The sequence below is a fragment of the Candidatus Accumulibacter propinquus genome (assembly GCF_056856495.1).
Genome location: NZ_JBSEHC010000003.1, coordinates 1,257,614 through 1,275,657 on the forward strand (window position 1 = coordinate 1,257,614; position 18,044 = coordinate 1,275,657).

The 18,044-nt window shown below is 61.7% G+C and carries 15 protein-coding genes and 2 pseudogenes; 7 read left to right on the top strand and 10 right to left on the bottom strand.

Annotated elements, in window-relative coordinates:
- Positions 1-128 precede the first annotated feature (128 nt).
- From AC15MQ_RS11660 to AC15MQ_RS11670, 3 genes are read right to left on the bottom strand one after another with little or no spacing between them, the layout of a single operon-like run.
- Positions 129-1,271, bottom strand: coding sequence for a helix-turn-helix transcriptional regulator (locus tag AC15MQ_RS11660; RefSeq protein ID WP_483080203.1), 1,143 nt, complete (start codon positions 1,269-1,271; stop codon positions 129-131).
- Positions 1,268-1,441 carry a hypothetical protein gene (locus AC15MQ_RS11665; RefSeq protein ID WP_483080204.1) on the bottom strand — a complete coding sequence of 58 codons (174 nt, stop codon included), beginning with the start codon at positions 1,439-1,441 and terminating at the stop codon, positions 1,268-1,270. The genes AC15MQ_RS11660 and AC15MQ_RS11665 overlap by 4 nt, the downstream gene beginning before the upstream one ends.
- Positions 1,442-1,477: 36 nt before the next feature.
- Complete coding sequence (locus AC15MQ_RS11670; RefSeq protein WP_483080205.1) at positions 1,478-1,732, bottom strand: hypothetical protein; 255 nt, start codon at positions 1,730-1,732, stop codon at positions 1,478-1,480.
- 100 nt (positions 1,733-1,832) lie between these two features.
- On the opposite strand from AC15MQ_RS11670, the gene AC15MQ_RS11675 reads away from it, so the two are divergent.
- Complete coding sequence (locus AC15MQ_RS11675; RefSeq protein WP_483079186.1) at positions 1,833-2,279, top strand: helix-turn-helix domain-containing protein; 447 nt, start codon at positions 1,833-1,835, stop codon at positions 2,277-2,279.
- A gap of 37 nt (positions 2,280-2,316) precedes the next feature.
- On the top strand, positions 2,317-2,835 hold the full coding sequence (locus AC15MQ_RS11680; protein ID WP_483079185.1) for an IS630 family transposase: 519 nt from the start codon (positions 2,317-2,319) through the stop codon (positions 2,833-2,835).
- Here the strand turns inward: AC15MQ_RS11680 and AC15MQ_RS11685 are convergent.
- From AC15MQ_RS11685 to AC15MQ_RS11695, 3 genes are all read right to left on the bottom strand, one after another.
- A complete protein-coding gene (locus AC15MQ_RS11685; RefSeq protein ID WP_483080206.1) occupies positions 2,832-3,590 on the bottom strand; it encodes a DUF932 domain-containing protein in 759 nt (252 codons plus the stop codon). The two genes, AC15MQ_RS11680 and AC15MQ_RS11685, sit on opposite strands and share 4 nt — an antisense overlap.
- Positions 3,591-3,720: 130 nt before the next feature.
- Positions 3,721-4,074: a hypothetical protein gene (locus tag AC15MQ_RS11690; protein ID WP_483080207.1), complete on the bottom strand. Its 354-nt coding sequence runs from the start codon at positions 4,072-4,074 to the stop codon at positions 3,721-3,723.
- A gap of 736 nt (positions 4,075-4,810) precedes the next feature.
- Positions 4,811-5,140 (bottom strand): hypothetical protein, encoded by a 330-nt coding sequence (locus tag AC15MQ_RS11695; RefSeq protein ID WP_483080208.1) that lies wholly within the window; start codon positions 5,138-5,140, stop codon positions 4,811-4,813.
- Between the two features lie 158 nt (positions 5,141-5,298).
- Between AC15MQ_RS11695 and AC15MQ_RS11700 the strand changes: the two genes are divergently transcribed.
- From AC15MQ_RS11700 to AC15MQ_RS11710, 3 genes are all read left to right on the top strand, one after another.
- Positions 5,299-6,525, top strand: a complete 1,227-nt coding sequence (locus AC15MQ_RS11700) for a transposase (RefSeq protein WP_483080209.1) — start codon at positions 5,299-5,301, stop codon at positions 6,523-6,525.
- 269 nt (positions 6,526-6,794) lie between these two features.
- A complete protein-coding gene (locus AC15MQ_RS11705) occupies positions 6,795-11,975 on the top strand; it encodes a RecQ family ATP-dependent DNA helicase (RefSeq protein ID WP_483080210.1) in 5,181 nt (1,726 codons plus the stop codon).
- 127 nt (positions 11,976-12,102) lie between these two features.
- A complete protein-coding gene (locus AC15MQ_RS11710) occupies positions 12,103-12,333 on the top strand; it encodes a hypothetical protein (RefSeq protein WP_483080211.1) in 231 nt (76 codons plus the stop codon).
- A 57-nt stretch (positions 12,334-12,390) separates the two neighbouring features.
- Here the strand turns inward: AC15MQ_RS11710 and tnpC are convergent.
- The 3 genes and pseudogenes from tnpC to tnpA form a co-directional block, all read right to left on the bottom strand.
- A pseudogene (gene tnpC, locus AC15MQ_RS11715) lies at positions 12,391-13,969 on the bottom strand (IS66 family transposase).
- A 78-nt stretch (positions 13,970-14,047) separates the two neighbouring features.
- Positions 14,048-14,401 carry an IS66 family insertion sequence element accessory protein TnpB gene (gene tnpB / locus AC15MQ_RS11720; protein WP_287652092.1) on the bottom strand — a complete coding sequence of 118 codons (354 nt, stop codon included), beginning with the start codon at positions 14,399-14,401 and terminating at the stop codon, positions 14,048-14,050.
- Positions 14,398-14,724, bottom strand: coding sequence for an IS66 family insertion sequence element accessory protein TnpA (gene tnpA / locus AC15MQ_RS11725; protein ID WP_483080212.1), 327 nt, complete (start codon positions 14,722-14,724; stop codon positions 14,398-14,400). The genes tnpB and tnpA overlap by 4 nt, the downstream gene beginning before the upstream one ends.
- Positions 14,725-14,800: 76 nt before the next feature.
- Between tnpA and AC15MQ_RS11730 the strand changes: the two are divergent.
- Both AC15MQ_RS11730 and AC15MQ_RS11735 read left to right on the top strand, forming a co-directional pair.
- Positions 14,801-14,989 (top strand): annotated as a pseudogene (locus AC15MQ_RS11730) (RNA-binding domain-containing protein); the annotation flags it as partial.
- A gap of 70 nt (positions 14,990-15,059) precedes the next feature.
- The gene (locus AC15MQ_RS11735) at positions 15,060-15,344 is read left to right on the top strand and encodes an oligopeptide/dipeptide ABC transporter ATP-binding protein (protein WP_483080643.1); all 285 of its coding nucleotides are present in this window, start codon (positions 15,060-15,062) and stop codon (positions 15,342-15,344) included.
- A 61-nt stretch (positions 15,345-15,405) separates the two neighbouring features.
- On the opposite strand, the gene AC15MQ_RS11740 is transcribed toward AC15MQ_RS11735, so the two are convergent.
- Positions 15,406-17,952 carry a LysM peptidoglycan-binding domain-containing protein gene (locus tag AC15MQ_RS11740; protein ID WP_483080213.1) on the bottom strand — a complete coding sequence of 849 codons (2,547 nt, stop codon included), beginning with the start codon at positions 17,950-17,952 and terminating at the stop codon, positions 15,406-15,408.
- Positions 17,953-18,044: the final 92 nt, after the last annotated feature.

Genomic DNA, 18,044 nt, shown 5'->3' on the forward strand with positions numbered 1-18,044 from the left:
AGGCTTTTAGTCATGCGACTGAGGACAGATCAGCGCATCGCTGCGAATGAATTCTTGCCATTATTCAGGGGAAAGGTCCCGCCAAAGGAGCCCTTCAGGGACAGTGCGGCGGACTGACCCGTGAGTGTTTACGGTGACTTGCAGGCCTTGACCATCCTGCGAACCTCTTCGCTGACACGCTTCTTTAACTCGGGGGGTGATATCACCAGACAATCGGCTCCGTATTTCAGGATATCCATGAGCAATTCTGGGTCGCTACTGTAGGGCACCGTCAGTTCATAGCGACCGTCTTCAAGATAGCGCCCTTGTTGTTCCGAATGCCACCGTTCGCTCGCCACCCAGCGCGATCGTTCGGGCGAAAAGAGGAGCGTTGCCCAGCGAACGTCCTTCCCTGAAAAAATCCCGTATCCCGCGCCCAGGACTTCCTTCAGCATCTTCTCGGACACATCCTTGGCACGCTTTTCAAGGATTTCGGCGCGTTCAATGGAATCCACCGCAAAGGCCCGCAGGTCATTGCGCACATGGCACCAGGCATCAAGATACCAATTGTTTCGATAGTAGACGAGGCGCTGGGGAGAGACTTCGCGCTGTGACTGTTCCGCCTTTCCTTTGGCGAAGTAGTCGATCAACAGCCGTTTGCGGCGTAACAATGCCGATCCCACCGCCTGAAAGTTGTCGAGATGGAACTCGCGTGCCCCGACCGTTTCGATGTGGATTCGCTTCACGATCTCTTCGGCCGGGTTATCGGCCGTCCCCAGCAGTGCGGTCAGTCGGGAAAGAAGCGGCTTGATGTGCGGCCCGAGCATGCCGCCCGTATCGAGGTTGACCAGCAAGTGCTGCATGGTCAGCAGGGCGTGGATTTCCTCGGCCGAAAACCACAGCCCCGGAAGTTCGTACTGGCCGCCGACCTTCGGTGTCATGTGGTCGAAACGGTAGCCACCGGCATCGCGGTCGTGGATGATCGGGGCGTTGAGCCGGTCGCGCAGGTAGGCCAGATCCCGCTTCAGGGTGGCTCGCGAAACACTGAGTTCTTCCATCAGCGTAGTGAAGGAAACAACCTTGCGGTCGTGGAGCAACTGGTCGATCTTGTAATACCGCTCGGTCTGGCTCATTGCACTCCCCTCATCCTGATGGCCGAGAGGAATTAACAGGACGCCCCTCGTCGGGCTCGAATGATGAGCCTCTGATGGCATATTACCCGGTTTCTGTAGGATTGGGCACAAGGCGGGAAGCCTGCGTGGCGGTTTGCCCCTCCCGCAGTCCAGGATCATGATCGACGCCTAACCAGAATCCGCACCGGTCGTCGCCAGCAGGCTGGTTTTTCGAGGTTGAACAGGTTCTGCGCCGGGGTGCAATACACCCGATGGGCCTTGTCGCGCAGTTCGGTTTCGTAGTTGGCAATGCCGACAAGGCGGTCGAAAAGTCCTTGCAGTGAAACCATGGTGTTGTCCCGGTGTTGATCGATGTTTACAGGGATTCAGGGCGCCATGGCATAGTCGACGCCTGTCGTGGCTTGAATTCGGGCCAGGGCAGTCGCCTTCAGCTTGTCGCCGCTGCCGAGCAGGAGATGGGCGTAACGGTCGCTTCCGGTCGTCTGAAGATGATCTGACCAGGCGGTGATCGTATTTAACGCCCCCCACCAGTCGCTCTCGGCTGGAGGGATGTTGAGGGAAGGAATCCCCTCCACATGGACCCCCAGAATGTCCTTCCGGATTGTCCGCATTGTTTCCATTCGGGTCTCATAGCCGCGAAGTAAGCGCTTCCTGATAAATATTTCGAGTTAAGCCAGTATGCCTGCATACTGTCCGCTCCAACCTCCCGAATGCCTCGCCATGTCCCGCAGAGCCAAAACGTTGACCCTCACAGCACAAGAGCGCCAGCAACTGACGCAGGTAGAGGAGCGAGGCAGTGACTGGCGCGAACGCCGGCGAGCCCGGACCGTACTTCTCCTGGCTGAAGGAGGGTCCCTTGACGGAGTGGCGAAACAGCAGAAGCTCCACAAGGAAACCGTAGCCAACCACAGGGATGCCTGGCTGGCCAGGGGGTTCATCGGGCTGCGCGACCTGCCGCGCAGTGGTGCCCCTCGCAAACTATCGGAAACGTATCAGCAGGTACTCTGCGCCTGGGCGACGGCTGATGCCTGTACGGCCCCCCAGTTGAGGGACCGCCTGTCAGAGGAACATGGCGTACAGGTTTCGGTGGGAGTGGTTCAGGCGGCCTTGAAAGAGAAGAACTATGTCTGGAAAAGGACCCGGCACAGTCTAAAAAAAACGGGATGAGGCGAAATTTCGAGCAGCCCAGGTAGAAATAGATGAATTGCTTGAAAAAACAAAGCTTGGCGAACTCACGTTATCGTATATGGATGAAGCCGGCTTTGTGCAGACCCAGCCCAATCGGAGCGCCTGGACCGAGACAGGAGAGGTGCACCGCATCACGGCCGCGCGGGGAAAGCGTCTGAATGTGATGGCCGCGTTGATCTCGACGGGTGAATTGTTCACGGCCAAGTTCTGGGAGACAACGACCGCAGCTCTTTTTGGCGGCTTCCTCGGTCTCCTCCTGGAAAGCGTCGGCAGACCCCTGACGGTGATTCTGGACAATGCTTCCATCCACAAGGCGAAGGAAATCCAGCCCCTGTTGGCCCTGCTGAAAGAGAAGGGCCTCACGCTTTACTTCCTGCCACCCTACAGTCCGGAACTGAACCGCGTCGAGAAGCTCTGGCACAAAATGAAGTACGAGTGGATGGCCTTCAAAGCACGGAACTCTGCCGGGCTTGAGGCTGACGTCGACAAAATTCTGGACGGTTTCGGCTCTCATTATCGAATGACTTTTTGCTAGGCGCTTACGGATGGATTCTGATCCGCCGTGGCGGGTTTGCCCGGATCAGGCATCAGTTTTTCCAGAAACCCCTGAAACTCGCCATTTGTGCAGGGTTTTTGGGCGAGGCGGGTGAAAAGGGATTCAGCCTCCCTGGACTGCCGGGTGGAAAACTCGAAGAACTGCCGGGCTGCCAACTTGAGTAATGCGTAACTGCCGTTGTGTGCCCGGCGAAATACCTTGCCGGCTCCTCCCGTATGCAGGGCCAAAGACAGTGTGTTCTGGCAGACTACGCGTATGGTCGTCAATCGAATGTCGATGGCCACCGAGCCATCGTGGCTATTCGTGAACAGAAGATAGGTTTCAAGGACATCATCACCACGAACACGAATGTCGTTGGGCAGTCGGGCGAGCAGCCAAATGATTTCGCCGTTCTTGAGGTAGCCCCCGGTGTGGTAAATGCGTTTGCCCTGCCCCATCAGCGCATCGAACATCAGGGCGCCTTGCCGGTTCTGCAGTGGCTCGAATCCGGGATGGACGACCCCGACGACGCGGCCGGTTTCTCCAGGTTTTCGGTCAGACCGTACTACGGCGACCCGGTGAGAAATTCGGGAATTTGGTTCATTAAGGGGCGCGATGGGAACCGTACCCACCTCCCAATCCAGTCCGCCGGCCACCAGGGCTTCTTCCAGCGTAGCGGCTCGCTTGAGCTTTTGCCCAAGGGTGTGCCACGGGAGTTCTCCGACGTAGAACATTTGTCCGATGTTGTGTGCCATAAGGTGCTCTCCAAGTGATGTTGGAGTTCATCTTAAAGTGGAGCACGCTCACCAGATGAGCCTGGCCGGTATGTAGCGCAAATTCTTTTTTCAAACCTTGCCCATGTTCCCCGTTGTCAGATGGCAGGACTTACTGGCCAGAACAAAGCCAGCTAACCTTCCTTTCTGTAGCGTCGAAGGCGAGCCAATCACAATCCACGGGCCCATCGAAAGCATTACACAGGCAGAAATCTCTCCATTTTTTCTTTTTTCCTGCACGCACATATCCCTTGAGCCCCAGATCTTCCCATTCGCTTACAATCAAATAGAGTGAGAATTCGTTCATTGCCCCCAGGCGGAGTAGTTCACCGTCCGTAAAGTTATCATCACTCTCTGCAGCATTAAATTCGTTGTCGTGCTGGTATTGTTTCCATCCTCCAGGGTACTTTTTGTCGATTACAGTAATTGGGATGATCATATTCAAAAATTCAATCTGGACAGCCAAAATTTTCTCCTTTATTTAATTTTGATTTACTTGAGCCTGGCTCAAACTTCCATTCTGCGCAGTAGAGCAGCCGAACGAGGCGTTCAAGTGATTTCTGGAGCACGGGCAGGATTTAGCCCATCTGCAAAAATCAATACCGCTGTCGGGAGGAGTGCGTGCTAAAGCCAGGACGCACTACGGGTAGGTCAGCGGGTAGGTCAGCTTGGCTTATCGGCAGACCAATCGAAACAGGACTCTATTGGACAACCTTCTACTGCGCCGTCATAGTAGACGGTGATCGATCGGCCTAAACCGGCAGGGCTTCCGCACTCGGAATGCATAAGTCAAGTTATTGTTTTTAATGTAATCTCTTGCTTTTGTTGGGTGTTGCGGCAACCCAACGCTCAGCTTGCCATCATGTGTGCCAGTGCTCGGCGATACGAAGCGATGTAAGAGAAGGACAAGCAATGAAATATAGTTGTAATGAATCATACGGTTATGTAGCCCAGGCTATATGATATCCGAGTGCGGAAGCCCTGCCTAAACCGGGTGTCCAGGTAAACTCCACCTTGAGCCCGCCCATGGCAGGCCCTTCACACTCATTGGCATAAGCAGCACCTGTCCTGGCGCTGTAACTATTGATCCTCGCGAGTTGCTCATCGGTCAAACTAAAGTCGTCATGCATAAGTGCCATGTTATTCCTTGGTGTATTTGAATTTGTAATTCGTGCATGAGCCAGTATCGAATCACGGCTGACCTAGTTATCCATTCTGGCCTCGGGGAAGCGCATCATAATGTCATTAATGTCCATCCTGCAGGTATCGATGTCACTTTGATACGCCAAGAGGCTTAGTTTCCAGGCTTTTATATTTAGTTGGCAGGCTTTTTTGCGTGCTTTCAAGTCTTCATCGTTTGTGGCGGTCTTCGCTTGGGCCATGAGCGCAGCGAGCATCTCTTCTGCCAATGTCTGGCGCTTATGGCATTCTGCAATTCGGGCTTCAGCGTCAGCCATTGCCTTTGTCAGACTCCGAATCGTCGCAACAGCGCAATCGACCTCGGTCAATTCTAGGTTAAGGTCTAGTTTCACTTTCTCTCCGCGTAGTGTTGATTGGTTGATCTGAACCATTTTAGAAGAGGCAAGGCTCGCCAAGTGAGCCTTAGGTACGCGATGATGACTTCACCTGATCCAAAAGGTCTCGTACCTACTTTGGGCACAGAGAACCTGTATTGCATTTGAAAGTCATCATGAACCTGAGTCTTGCAGGTCGTGGCGTCTGTCCCGCTTGCAACACTCGGCGAATGGTCGAAACCGCTGCCCATCTGGCCGACCACGTTCTGCCGCGACTGTCGGTCCGTCAGTGGGTGCTGTCGGTTCCCAAGCGGCTGCGTTATCACATCCAACACGATTCGGCGATCGAGACCCTGGCGCTGCGCATTTTCCTGAGCGTCGAGGAACAAGTATTGCGCCGCGCCTGCCCGGCGGCGGGTTCCGATTCCCGCATCGGGGCGGTGGCCTTCATCCACCGCTTTGGCGCTCTGCTCAATCCGCATGAGCACTTCCACTGCCTCGTCATCGAGGGCGTCTTCGAGGCGGACGCCTCGGGGGCGGCGACGTTTCACGAAAGCAGTGCCCCCGACCAGAAGTTGCTCAACGAAGTGCAGGCCAAGGTCCGCCGCCGTCTGCTGCGCGCGCTGACCCGCCGCGGTGTACTTGAGCCGGAAGATGCCGAGACGATGGCGAACTGGGAGCACGGTGGCGGCTTCTCACTCGACGCCAGCGTGCGCATCGAAGGGGCCGACCGCCAGGGCCTGGAGCGGCTGCTACGGTATTGCGCCCGACCGGCCTTCGCGCTGGAGCGTCTGCGAGAGATCAACGCCGAACACCTGGTCTATGAAAGCGTCAAGCCGGGTCCCGGCGGCAGCGTCAGCTTGATGCTCACGCCGCTCGAACTGATCGAGCGTCTGGCGGCGCTGATTCCACCCCCGCGCCGTCATCGGCATCGCTACTACGGCGTACTGGCGCCCAGCGCACCGCTACGCGCACAGGTCACCGCGCTTGCCGGCGTGCCAGACAGTCCGACCGCGCCGCTTGTTACAGCGACGGAGACTGAGCCAATCGCGGCGCGAATCACCGCCCCAGGCGCGTCGTCCCACAGCGAGGAGCAGGCAGAGGAAGCGCTCCTGCGTCGCGCGGCCCGCTACGCCTGGGCGTTGCTGCTCGCGCGGACCTATGAGGTCTTTCCGCTCGTCTGCCCACGCTGTGGCGGCGAGATGCGAATCATCGCCTTCATCACCGACGCCTGCGCCGTGCGCGAGATCCTCTCGCACTTGGGCGAGCCGACGTCACCGCCGCCTATCGCGCCGGCCCGGGGCCCGCCGCTGTGGGAGATGACCGATGCCGAGCAGGGCGAGTTCGACCCGCCAGCTCAACCGGCACCGGACTACCCATTCGATCAGCGCATCGCCTGGTAAAGGCCGCACAAAGACGATCCGATCGGGCTCGTCAGGGATCGCTTGCACCATGGGTCGCCGAGGCAGCCTCGTCGGCCACCGCGGCGACCCATGGCCATCCTCGTGCTGCGGTTCTGGCGAGGTTTTCAGGCTCCGTCGGCACGCTTTCCCGACTCACGACTGCTGTCAGGGCCTATTAGAGCCTGGAACACTTGCGGAAGTGGCGTTGGATCTCCTATCCTTGCCCGGATCGTGGTTCAATTCCGTGTGTCGACCTGCCCGATCCTCGAATGAGCGCCCCCGCCTTCGCTCCGCGGTGCATCTGCATCGACATCGAGACCGCTGCGGACAATGCGCTGGAAGTTCACAAGTTCGCCGTCTGGCGCCCCGACACGCTGGGTAGCATCGTCCTGTCGGGCGCCCAGATCGGCGCCTCGGTCGATCGCATCGACGCGCTCTCCGAGGGCGCCGCCTTCGTCTTGGGCCACAACGTGGTGCGGCACGACCTGCCGGTCCTCGCCAAGCTATTCCCTTCGCTGAAACTCACCCGGCTCGACGCCGTCGATACACTGGAACTCTCGCCGATCGCGTTTCCGGCCAACCCGTATCACAGCCTCGTCAAGGATTACAAACTCGTCCGCGATTCGCGCAACGATCCCCTCAAGGACGCGCAACTCGCCCTGCGCCTTTGGCGCGACCAGTACGCCGCCTTCGAGGAATTGAAAGCCACCTCGCCGGATGAGGTGGCCTGCCAGCACTTCTTGCTGACACGGGGCGTCATGGGCGGAGTTGGAAGCTTCTTCGCCCGGATTCGCGGCGCCTTGCCGCCGACCGCCAGCCAGGTGCGGCAGTCGATCCCGACGCTCGTCAACACCAAGGCCTGCCCCAACCAACTGCATGGGCTGCTCGACGACGTACTGGCGGACGCCGAGTCCGGACGCGCGTTTTCCTACGTGCTGGCCTGGCTGCGCGTAAGCGGCGGCAATTCCGTGCTGCCGCCATGGGTACGCCTGCAATATCCGGAAACGAGCCACCAGATTCGCCGACTGCGCGAGACACCCTGCGGCGATGCCGCGTGCCCGTACTGCTCGGTACATCTCGATCCGCGCCGCGAACTCGAACGCTATTTCGGCTACCCGGCCTTCCGCCGCGAACCCAAGAACGCCGAGGGCGGGCCGCTGCAAGAAGACATCGTCCGCGCCGGCTATGCGAGCGAAAGCATCCTCGCGATCCTGCCCACCGGGGGTGGCAAGTCGATCTGCTACCAGCTTCCGGCCCTCTCGCGGCATTGGCGCAACGGCAGCCTCACGGTCATCGTCTCGCCCTTGCAGTCGCTCATGAAGGATCAGGTAGACAACCTGATCAAAGCGGGCATCTACAGCGCGGCGGCGTTGAACGGCCTCTTGACCATGCCCGAGCGCCGCGACGTGCTGGACAAGATCCGCCTGGGCGACATCGGCATCCTGCTCGTGTCTCCGGAGCAATTCCGCAACAAGGCGCTGACCGAGGCGATCCGCTTTCGCCAGATCGGCGCCTGGGTGTTCGACGAGGCGCATTGCCTTTCGAAGTGGGGCAACGATTTCCGGCCGGACTATCTCTACGTTTCTCGCTTCATCCGCGAGCGCTACGCGAAAAGCGGCGAGACTCCGGCGCCGGTGAGCTGCTTCACGGCCACCGCCAAGCAGGATGTCGTCGAAGACATCCGCACTCACTTCAAGGAATCGCTGGGCATCGAGTTGCGCGTGCTCGACGGTGGCCACGAGCGGGAGAATCTGCACTATGAGGTGATGTCGGTAACCAAGGCGGAAAAACACTTCGCCATCCAGCGGCTGCTGGAGTCTGAATTCGGGCCGCCCGCCACACCCCGCGTCGCGGGCGGTGCGGTGATCTTCGCGGCGCGGCGCAAGAGCGCGGAGGAGATTTCCGGCTTCCTGCGCGACATAGGTTGGTTGTGCTCGCACTTCCACGCGGGCCTGGAACCCGGGCGCAAGAAGGACATCCAGCAGGCCTTCATCACCGGAGAACTCAAGATCATCGTCGCGACCAACGCCTTCGGCATGGGGGTGGACAAGCCAGACGTGCGCATGGTGATCCACGCCGAGATCCCCGGCTCGCTCGAAAACTACCTGCAGGAGGCCGGCCGCGCCGGGCGCGACCTTCAGGACTCACGCTGTGTACTGCTCTATGACGAGAACGACGTCGAAGCGCAGTTCGGTCTCTCGGCCCGTTCGCGCCTCTCCCGGCAGGACATCGCCGGCATCCTGCGCACCCTGCGCCGCCATGCCAGCAAGACCAAGAGCACCGAGATCGTCGTCACCTCCGGGGAGATCCTGGCCGACGATGAACTCGACATCAGCATCGAGGCCGAGAACCCAGATGCCGACACCAAAGTGCGGACCGCCGTCTCCTGGCTGGAACGTTCCCGATTTCTGGAGCGCAACGAGAACCACACCCGGGTGTTTCCTGGCAGCCTGAAGGTTGGCTCGGTGGAAGCGGCGGCGGCCATTCTGCGCAAGGCCGACCTATCGGACGGGATGCAGCAGAAGTACCTGAGCCTGGTGTCCTGCCTGATGAACACGCGCGACGACGAAGGCGTCAGCACGGACGAATTGATGACCGCCGTCGGTGTATCCAGCGACGAAGTCATTCGCATGCTGCATCAACTGGAACGGCTCGACGTCCTCACCAACGACATCTCGCTCACCGTGCTGTTGCGCAGCGGGGTCAGGAGCTCTTCCGCCGACCGGCTGAGGACGCTCGCGGCCTTGGAAAGCGCGCTGCTCGATCTGCTGCCGGAACTGGCCCCGGACGCCTACGGCCAGGACTGGCAGGACGTCAACCTGCGCAGCCTGTGCCAGGAACTCAAAGTCCGTACCGGCACGGAATTCGTCCCGGACGACCTGATGAAGCTGCTGCACTCCCTCGGGCGCCCGTTCGGTGACGATGCCAAGCACCGCCGCGCCCTGTTCGACGTGCGTCTGGTGCAGCGCCAGATCCTCAAGGTGCGCCTGCTGCGCGGCTGGGGCAACATTGGCGACATCGCCGCCAAGCGCCGCGCCGTCGCGGACGTGCTGCTGCATACCCTGCTGGCCAAGCTCACCGATCGCGCGCGCGGCGTGGACCTGCGGGTGGAATGCAAGCTCGGCGAACTCGCCCGTGCCTTGAATGCGGATATCGACGTTGCGCCGACACTCAAGGACGAACTGACGGCCATCGACGCGGGCCTGCTCTACCTGCACGACAACGGCGTGCTGATTCTCGACCGCGGCAAAACCGTTTTCCGTGCGGCCATGACCATCCATCTCCATCCGGAGGAGAAACGCGGCTTCAGCAGCGCCGATTTCGAGCCGCTGAAGGAGCACTACAACGAGAAGAACTTCCAGATCCACGTCATCCACGAGTACGCCAAGCTGGGCTTGAGCAAGCTCTCGGATGCGCTGCGCTTCGTTCTCGCCTACTTCACCCTGCCGAAGCTGGAGTTCATCCGCCGCTACTTTGCGGGCCGGCGCGAAATGCTCGATCGCGCCACCACCGAGGAGTCGTACCGGCGCATCGTCGAGGGCCTGCGCCATCCGCTGCAGCAGCGGCTGGTCGCCGAGCGGCCGGACGTGAACCGGCTGGTTTTAGCCGGCCCCGGTTCCGGCAAGACCCGCCTGATCGTCCACCGCGTGGCCTACCTGTGCCGGGTGCTGCGCGAGCCGTCTTCGAGCATCATTGTTTTGACATTCAACCGAGGCGCTGCATGGGAAATCCGCCAGCGCCTGCGCAACCTGCTCGAAGCCGAGGCGGGAGCCGTCACCGTCCTCACCTATCACTCACTCGCCTTGCGGCTCACAGGCACCAGCCTGGCTACCCTGGCCGGGCAGCCGAACGAGCCGCTCAACCCCGGGGCGCTCGACGGCATCATCGACCAGGCCATCGCGCTTCTCCAAGGCAAGGCGGATGTGAGCGGCAGTGACGTAGACGGCGACGAACTGCGCGAGCGCCTGCTCGCGGGCTACCGGCACATTCTGGTCGACGAATATCAGGACATCGACCAGCGCCAGTACGACCTCATCAGTGCGCTGGCCGGCCGGCAGATGCAGGACCGCGACGCCAAGCTCACCCTGCTTGCGGTGGGAGACGATGACCAGAACATCTACACCTTCCGCGGCACCAGCAACACCTTCATCCAGCGATTTCAGGAGGACTACCAGGCGCGCGTGGAATACCTGGTCGACAACTACCGCTCGACGGCCAACATCATCCACACCGCCAACGCCGTGATCGAACCGCATCTGGGCCGATTGAAGCGCGAACACCCGATCCGCATCAACCACGCACGGCAGCACGATGCGCCTGGCGGCCGCTGGCAAAAGATTGACGGCCTGGGCCAGGGGCGCGTGCAGATCATCTCGGTGCCGGACGACGCCATCGGCCAGGCAATGGCCGCCATGGCGGAGGTGAAGCGCCTCAAGGCTCTTGACCCCACGGCCGATTGCTCCGACTTCGCCGTTTTGGCCCGCAATCGCGCGACCCTGGACCCGGTCCGCGCATGGTGTCAGCACGAAGACGTCCGCTACCAGCTCTCCGAACGCGACAACGCCGGACCGAAGTTCCACCAGACGCGCGAAGCCTGCGGGCTGCTGGACATGTTGCGCCACAAGCCCGCCCGCCGCCTGCGCCCCGGACTGCTTGCCCGATGGTTCAACTGCCGCTTCGGCGGCAGCCAACAGGAAAACCCCTGGCTCGCGCTACTGCATCAATTCATCGCCGAGATGGATTGCGTGTGGGGCACGATCCCAATGCCGAGCCGAACGGTGATCGAGGAACTCCACGAATTCGGCGCCGACGCCGCCCGCAGCGACCGCGACCGGCTGACGCTCTCCACCGTGCACGCCGCCAAGGGGCGCGAGTTCCGACATGTAGTGATTCTCGACGGCCGCGACTGGCGTGATCCTTCCGAGGCCGAGCGCCGCCTCTACTACGTAGGTATGACCCGCGCCCAAGAAAACCTCGTCCTGTGCCAGTCTTCGCGCCAACCCAACCCGTTCTCCCCGCCTCTGGTGAGCGAAGCCGTCGTCCGCACGGAGTCCCCCCACTTCACCGACCGCCCCAAGCACTTGGGCTGGAAATACAAAAGCCTGGGCCTGGCTGATGTGGACTTGGGTTACGGCGCGCGACAGCCCGAGGGCACCGCCTTCCACCGCGCCGTGGAACAGCTCGACTACGGCGAAGCGCTCGACCTTGTGGCCGATGGCCCGCGAAGCGAACTGCGCAGCCGGCGCGATGGCACCGTGGTTGGCCGGCTCTCTAAAGGCGCCGTCCTCCCACAAGGAAAGGTCGTGGCTGTATCTGTCGAAGCTCTGATGCGCCGTCTACACAGTCAATCCGATCCCAAATATGCGCATCTCGACAAGATGCCGCGATGGTGGGTGGTGCTGGCGACGGTAGTGGTTGATCCGGAGGAGATTGCGATGAATCCAGACTGACCTGTTGCCCAGGCGGCGAGCCGAGTGCCAATTCGGAAGTGACCGGCACTCTTGGCGCAAGAATCTACCAAACCATCCATGCTCACGATCCCTCCCGCAAGAGCCGCATTTCCACAATAATCCCGGCATGGAACTCAGCACCCTCGAAAGCCATCTCTGGGAGTCGGCCAACCTTTCGATCCCGCTTTACGTGAAGCGCATCACCGTAAATGCCGCCAACGACAAAACCACAGGTTCCATGTCGTTGCGAGCAGCTTGGGACCGGTGGGAAGCCTACGGGCGTGCGCTCTCTCAGCAGACGGACGTGCTGGTGGAAACATTGGACAGCCTGCATGCAAGCGAAGCGCCCGATGCGTAGCGCCGCCTAGTTGCTGGAAGGTAAGCGTTCAGCGCCCCCACCTCTGGAGGAGCAGGATCACGCTGGATTGTTGAGCGGCTTGAGAGGCAACAACTCGTCGATGCGGCTGTTCGGCCAGGAGGGGAGTTTTTCCAGGGTGTTGGTCAGCCAGGCCATGGGCTCGATGTCATTCATGCGTGCGGTTTCGAGCAGGGACTGAATCGCTGCGGCGCGCTGGCCGGCGGCCTCGGAACCGGCAAACAGCCAGTTCTTCCTTCCGATGGCGATGGGACGAATGGCATTCTCGATCGGGTTGTTATCGATCGGGTAGAAGCCATTGGTGGCATAACGGGCCAAGGCTGACCAGCGCCGCAGACTGTAGTCGATCGCCTTGGCCAGCGCGCCCCCGTCGGCAACCGACTGGCGGGTGCTCAGGAGCCACAGATGAAAGGCTTTGAGCAACGGCTGACTGGTTTCCTTTCGTCTTCGGGCCCGCTCCTCTACGCTCTTCTCCCGGATCGTCGCCTCGATGGCATACCACTCGCCGAAGCGGCGCAGCGCCTCGGCGGCGATGGGGCTCCCATTCGCCTGATGGAGGTCGAAGAACTTGCGCCGGGCATGAGCCATGCAGGCGAGTTCGATCACCTCGCCGCGAAACAGCCCCTGATAGCCGGCAAACTCATCGACCATCAGCGCACCGTGCCAGTTGCCGAGGAACTCGACCACGTACTTTCCGCCCCGGCCGGGCTGGTAGTCGAAGACGACGATCGGCGGATCGGCTCCCAGGGCATTGCTGCGATACGCCCACAGATAGGCCCGTTTGGTCTTTCCCCGGCCCGGATCGAGTTGCTGCACCGGGGTTTCATCGGCATGCAGCACCGTGCACTGGCGCAGCAGCTCGGTGAGGCGCTGCCAGAGCGGTTCCAGGGCGACGCCGATACGGCCCACCCAGTCGGGCCAGGGTGGAGCGGGACAGGATCACTCCCGAGCGGGCGGCCTGGCGTTCCAGGCGATAGAGCGGCAGATGATCCACGTACTTGCTGACCATGACCCAGGCCAGCAACGCCGGCGTTGCCAGACCACCGTCGATGACCGAAGCCACAGCCGGCACGGCGGTGATCGTCTCGCAGGGACGGCAGGCGTATTTCGGGTAGAGGTGACGCTCGACGAAGAACTCGGCAGGGACGATGCTGAGCTTTTCGGTCACGTCCTCGCCGATTTGCACCAGCGCCTGACCACATTGGCCACAGGTGCAGCTGTCGGGCTCGTGCCGGTGCTCGACACGCGGCAACTGCACCGGCAGGGGCTGACGGCCGGCGCGTTCGCGTTTGGGCTTCTCGGCGGGCGGCAGAGGCGGCCCCATGTCGGCCGCCTGACGCTCCTGCTCCAGGTGGGCTTCGCAGGCGGCGAGGTCGGCGGTCAGGCTTTCTTCGAAGAGGTCCCGTTCGGGCAGCGCCAGAGACTCGCTCTTCACGCCGAATTTCATCCGCCGCAAATAGAGCAGTTCGAGGGTGAGCTTCTCGATCTTGGCATCGCGCCAGTGAATTTCGGTCTCGCGAGTCTTGAGTTCTTCGAGCAGTCCGCCGACCCGATTTTCGGTCCACAACAGCAGTTCCGGCGAGGGAGAGAAGGGGGCAAGTTCGCTGGCCAAATCCATTCGGCATTATACCGTGAAGCGGGTCTGAAAGACAGCGAAGTGGCGGATTCGACATGCTTTTTTAGCGATGGGATCCGGCTAAACCTGCCAATGGGCGGGTGCCGGAACGTCGCGGCGTTGCCAGTCTACGCCAGCGATCAGCCAACGCCATTGCGCCGCGGTGAGGGCGAAGACCGGGTCGCTCGCGCGCGGCCAGGTGAAGGCGCCCCGGTGCAACCGGCGTTGCGACAGCCAGACCCCGGTGCCGTCCCAGACCAGCAGTTTGAGCCGGCTGCGTCGCCGGTTGGTGAAGGCGTAGGCGGTGCCGTCACAGGGCGTACGCCCGAGGCTGGCCTGAATGCGGGCCGACAACCCATCGATGCCCAGACGCATGTCCACCGCTTCGACGGCCAACCAGATACGCTCGGGCGCCGCTCCCAAAGACGGGCTCATGAGCGCTCTGCCCACAAGGTGTTCAGCCACCCGGCAGGCGGCAGGGCGGCAAAGTCGAGTCGCCAGCCTTCAGGGCTGTGGAGCGACAGACTGGGTGTAGACGCCACGGGACCGGCAACCAGGGCCGCCGGAACCAGGGTCAGCGTGCCTCCTCCCCTCGTCCCGCTTGAGCCTGACTCCCCCGAAAAGCGCAGGTGCCAGTAACTGAGCGAATAACTTCTCAGCCCGTGCTCCTTGCAGTACGCAGTTTGTGTGCCCCCGCTCGCCCGCCAGGCGTCAACATGCCTTCGCCAGCGTGCTTCCAGTTCCCCTCCTTTGGTCATCTCTTCCTCCTGTCGAAAACCGGGAGGTTGCTCCACCTATCGGCTCTTTTATAGGTGGATCGGCTGAACGCTTACGCTGGAAGAGCTCAATGCGGTGGACGAGTCGCCACGGATCGAGGCCAAGCGAGCCAGCGAGCTGGGCAAGTCGGCGATGCAATCCGTCATTGCATTCGCCAACGAGCCGGGGCTCGCTGGTGGCTACCTGCTTCTCGGCGTGGCGTGGTCCGTCAACGACAAGGGCGATGGCCGGCCTGCAGGCCGACCTTGGGCTGGCCTACCTGTTCATCACCCACAACTTTGCGGTTGTCGACCATCTGGCGCATGCGGTGGCGGTGATGTATCTGGGCCGGATCGTCGAGCAGGGGACGGTCGACGAAGTCCTGCGTTCGCCGCAGCACCCCTATACGCGCGCCCTGTTGTCGGCGGTCCCCAGCCCGCACCTCGATGCGCAGCCGGAGTTCATCCGTCTGCCGGGTGAAACTCCCTCGCCGGCCAGACCGCCCACCGGTTGCCATTTTCATCCGCGTTGCCGGCAGGCCATCGCCGCCTGCAGCGAGCGCTATCCCGAGGCGACCAGCGTGTCGACGACGCACAGCGTGCGTTGCCACCTGTACGGCTAGCTTCGCGCGCAGCAAAACGCCGCCCGCAGGCGGCGTTTTGCTGGTTGAAGCGCGGTGTGCCCTAGAGCGTGTTTTGCACCAGTTGAATGGTCAGCGTCTGCCCCGGCTTGATGTCGTTGCTCTGGATGCGGTTCCAGCGCAACAGGTCATCCTTCTCGACCTTGAACTGCTTGGCGATCGAGACCAGCGTGTCGCCACGGCGAATCGTGTACTGCGCCAGCTTGGCCGGTTTTCTGGTTCCCTGGCGCGCGTGCTCGTTGGCCGATTCGTCGGCTTTCCTGCTGGCCGGTCTGGTTTCCGCCTTGGCCAGCGTCTGGCGGCTGTCGGATCCCTTGCCCTGCCGGCTCTCGACCTCGGCGACGTCTACGCGCGACCGCGCCGGCGGCAGCTTGCTGGCGGTTTCGGGTGCCGCGACGGCGAGTTTGGTACCGGCGTTGACCTGGTCGGCACGCAGCTTGTTGGCCTGCTTCAGCTCGGCCACGGTCATGCCGTAGCGGCTGGCGACCTGGGCCAGCGTCTCGCCCTTCTGCACGGTGTGGCTGCGCGTGGCGACGACCGGACCCGTCTCGGCCCGTGCTGCGTTCTGCTTGGGGTCGGCGGCATCAGCCGGAGTGCTCCGCGACGCGGTCGTCGTGGGCTTGTTGCTGCTTTCCGGCGCTGCTACCAGCAGCCTGGTGCCGGCGTTGACCTGGTCGGCACGCAGTTTGTTGAGCTGTTTCAGTTCGGCCAGCGTCATGCCGTAGCGGCTGGCGACCTGGAACAGCGTTTCGCCCTTGCGTACGCTGTGCGTCGTGCTGCTGTTCACGGCCTCGCCGCGCGGCTCGGCGTGCTTGCCGTCGTTTTCGGCCAGGACGCTGCGCGGCGCCGCCGCCGACTTGCTGCCTGCCTCGGGTGCTGCCACGACGAGCCTGGTACCGGCGTTGACCTGGTCGGCACGCAGTTTGTTGAGTTGCTTCAACTCGGTCAGCGTCATCCCGTAGCGACTGGCAACCTGCACCAGCGTCTCGCCCTTGCGGACGGTGTGGCTGCGGGTTGCGGCACTGGCCACCGCTTCGCTGCGTGCTTCGGCGTGTTTGTTCTCGACCTCCACCAGCGTATTGCGCTGCCCCGCGCTGTTTGGTTTGCTGCCGGTCTCGGCCGCGGTCGCGGCCGCGGCCACGGTCAGCCGGGTGCCGGCGTTGACGTGCTCGGCCCGCAGCTTGTTGAGTTGTTTGATCTCGGCGAGGGTCATGCCGTAGCGCTGCGCCACCTTGACCAGCGTTTCGCCTTTCTGCACGGTGTGCGTGCGTGTGACCGCAACCGGCGTTGCCACCACTGTCGGTTCGGGCTGCGCGAGGCGCGGCGGTGGTACCACCAGCGTCTGCTGCTCAGCCAGAGCGGCGTCTTCGGCCGGCTCCGTTCCCTCCTGGCCGGCGACCAGCAGGGTCAGCCCCGGACCGACCTTGATCTTGCCGTTGATGCCATTGACCGCCCTGAGGTTGGCCACCGTCATCCCGAAGCGGGGAGCGATCTGTTCGAGCTTGTCGCCCGTTTTTACCGTGTAAGCCTGCCACGAGGAGAGCGGCTTCTCGCTCTCCTCGTGTGCTTCGAGGTTGCTGATGAAGGTATCGACCTTGTCGGCCGGGATCACCATCGGTGTTTCGGACTTGATCACCGGGCGATTGTGTGCCGGGTTCAGGGCGACGAATTCCTGGACGGGCATTTCGGCCAGTTTGGCGGCCAGTTTGACGTCGATATTGGCGGTCTTGGTGACCGTCGCGAAATAGGGCCGGTTGGGGACGCCGCGGATGTTGAGGTTGGCCAGAACGTTCGGATTGCTGAACACGTTCTTCAGTGCCTGCAACTTGGGCACGTAGTTGCGCGTTTCCTCGGGCATCGTCAGGCTCAGATAGTCCGTTGACAGACCATTGGCCTTGTTCTTGTTGATCGCGCGACCGACGGCGCCTTCGCCCCAGTTATACGAGGCGAGCGCCAGGTGCCAGTCGCCGTGCAGATCATAGATGTATTGCAGATAATCGAGCGCCGCCGCCGTCGAAGCGACGATGTCTCGACGCGCGTCAACCCACCAGTTCTGTTCGAGCTTGTATTGCTTGCCGGTTGAAGGCACGAACTGCCACAGGCCGGAAGCATGGCTGCGCGAGTAGGCGGTGGGGTTGTAGGCACTCTCGACCATCGGCAGCAGGGCAAGCTCCATCGGCATGCCACGCTTTTCGATTTCCTCGACGATGTGATGCAGGTAGCGACTGCTGCGCTCGACCATCCGGCGCAGCGACTCCGGGTGATTCAGATACCACTGCTGATGGTGCAGGACCAGCGCGTTGTTGATGTTCGGCATCGAGAAGCCCTGGCGCATGCGCTGGAAAAGCTCCTCGGGCTCGGACGTGAGATCGATGGTCTCCGGTAACTGCGTCGGTGCGACGAGTTCGATTACCGGCAGTGCCCAGTTGGTGTCGGCCTGCAGGCCTGGCTGGATGGCGTCGGCCTGCGGGGAAAGGGAATTGGGTCGTGCTGAAGGGTTGGAACCAAGGTCCTGGCTCGCTGCGTCGTTGGACGAAGCAGCACCGCAGGCAAAAGCAAAAACAACTGCGAACGCGATTCGTGGCGTCATCCGTACGTCCTGTTCTCGGGTGGGCGCCAGTTCATCCCCGTTGTTGAGGATCGCCTGGTCGAATGATGAAACTGCAAGCCGGCAATTATAGA

Bases quoted from the DNA above. Each gene is read 5' to 3' on its own strand.
- AC15MQ_RS11660 (WP_483080203.1), bottom strand. From the start codon at position 1,271: ATGATCCTGGACTGCGGGAGGGGCAAACCGCCACGCAGGCTTCCCGCC.
- AC15MQ_RS11665 (WP_483080204.1), bottom strand. From the start codon at position 1,441: ATGGTTTCACTGCAAGGACTTTTCGACCGCCTTGTCGGCATTGCCAAC.
- AC15MQ_RS11670 (WP_483080205.1), bottom strand. From the start codon at position 1,732: ATGGAAACAATGCGGACAATCCGGAAGGACATTCTGGGGGTCCATGTG.
- AC15MQ_RS11675 (WP_483079186.1), top strand. From the start codon at position 1,833: ATGTCCCGCAGAGCCAAAACGTTGACCCTCACAGCACAAGAGCGCCAG.
- AC15MQ_RS11685 (WP_483080206.1), bottom strand. From the start codon at position 3,590: ATGGCACACAACATCGGACAAATGTTCTACGTCGGAGAACTCCCGTGG.
- AC15MQ_RS11700 (WP_483080209.1), top strand. From the start codon at position 5,299: ATGAACCTGAGTCTTGCAGGTCGTGGCGTCTGTCCCGCTTGCAACACT.
- AC15MQ_RS11705 (WP_483080210.1), top strand. From the start codon at position 6,795: ATGAGCGCCCCCGCCTTCGCTCCGCGGTGCATCTGCATCGACATCGAG.
- AC15MQ_RS11710 (WP_483080211.1), top strand. From the start codon at position 12,103: ATGGAACTCAGCACCCTCGAAAGCCATCTCTGGGAGTCGGCCAACCTT.
- tnpB (WP_287652092.1), bottom strand. From the start codon at position 14,401: ATGAGCCCGTCTTTGGGAGCGGCGCCCGAGCGTATCTGGTTGGCCGTC.
- tnpA (WP_483080212.1), bottom strand. From the start codon at position 14,724: ATGACCAAAGGAGGGGAACTGGAAGCACGCTGGCGAAGGCATGTTGAC.
- AC15MQ_RS11735 (WP_483080643.1), top strand. From the start codon at position 15,060: ATGTATCTGGGCCGGATCGTCGAGCAGGGGACGGTCGACGAAGTCCTG.
- AC15MQ_RS11740 (WP_483080213.1), bottom strand. From the start codon at position 17,952: ATGACGCCACGAATCGCGTTCGCAGTTGTTTTTGCTTTTGCCTGCGGT.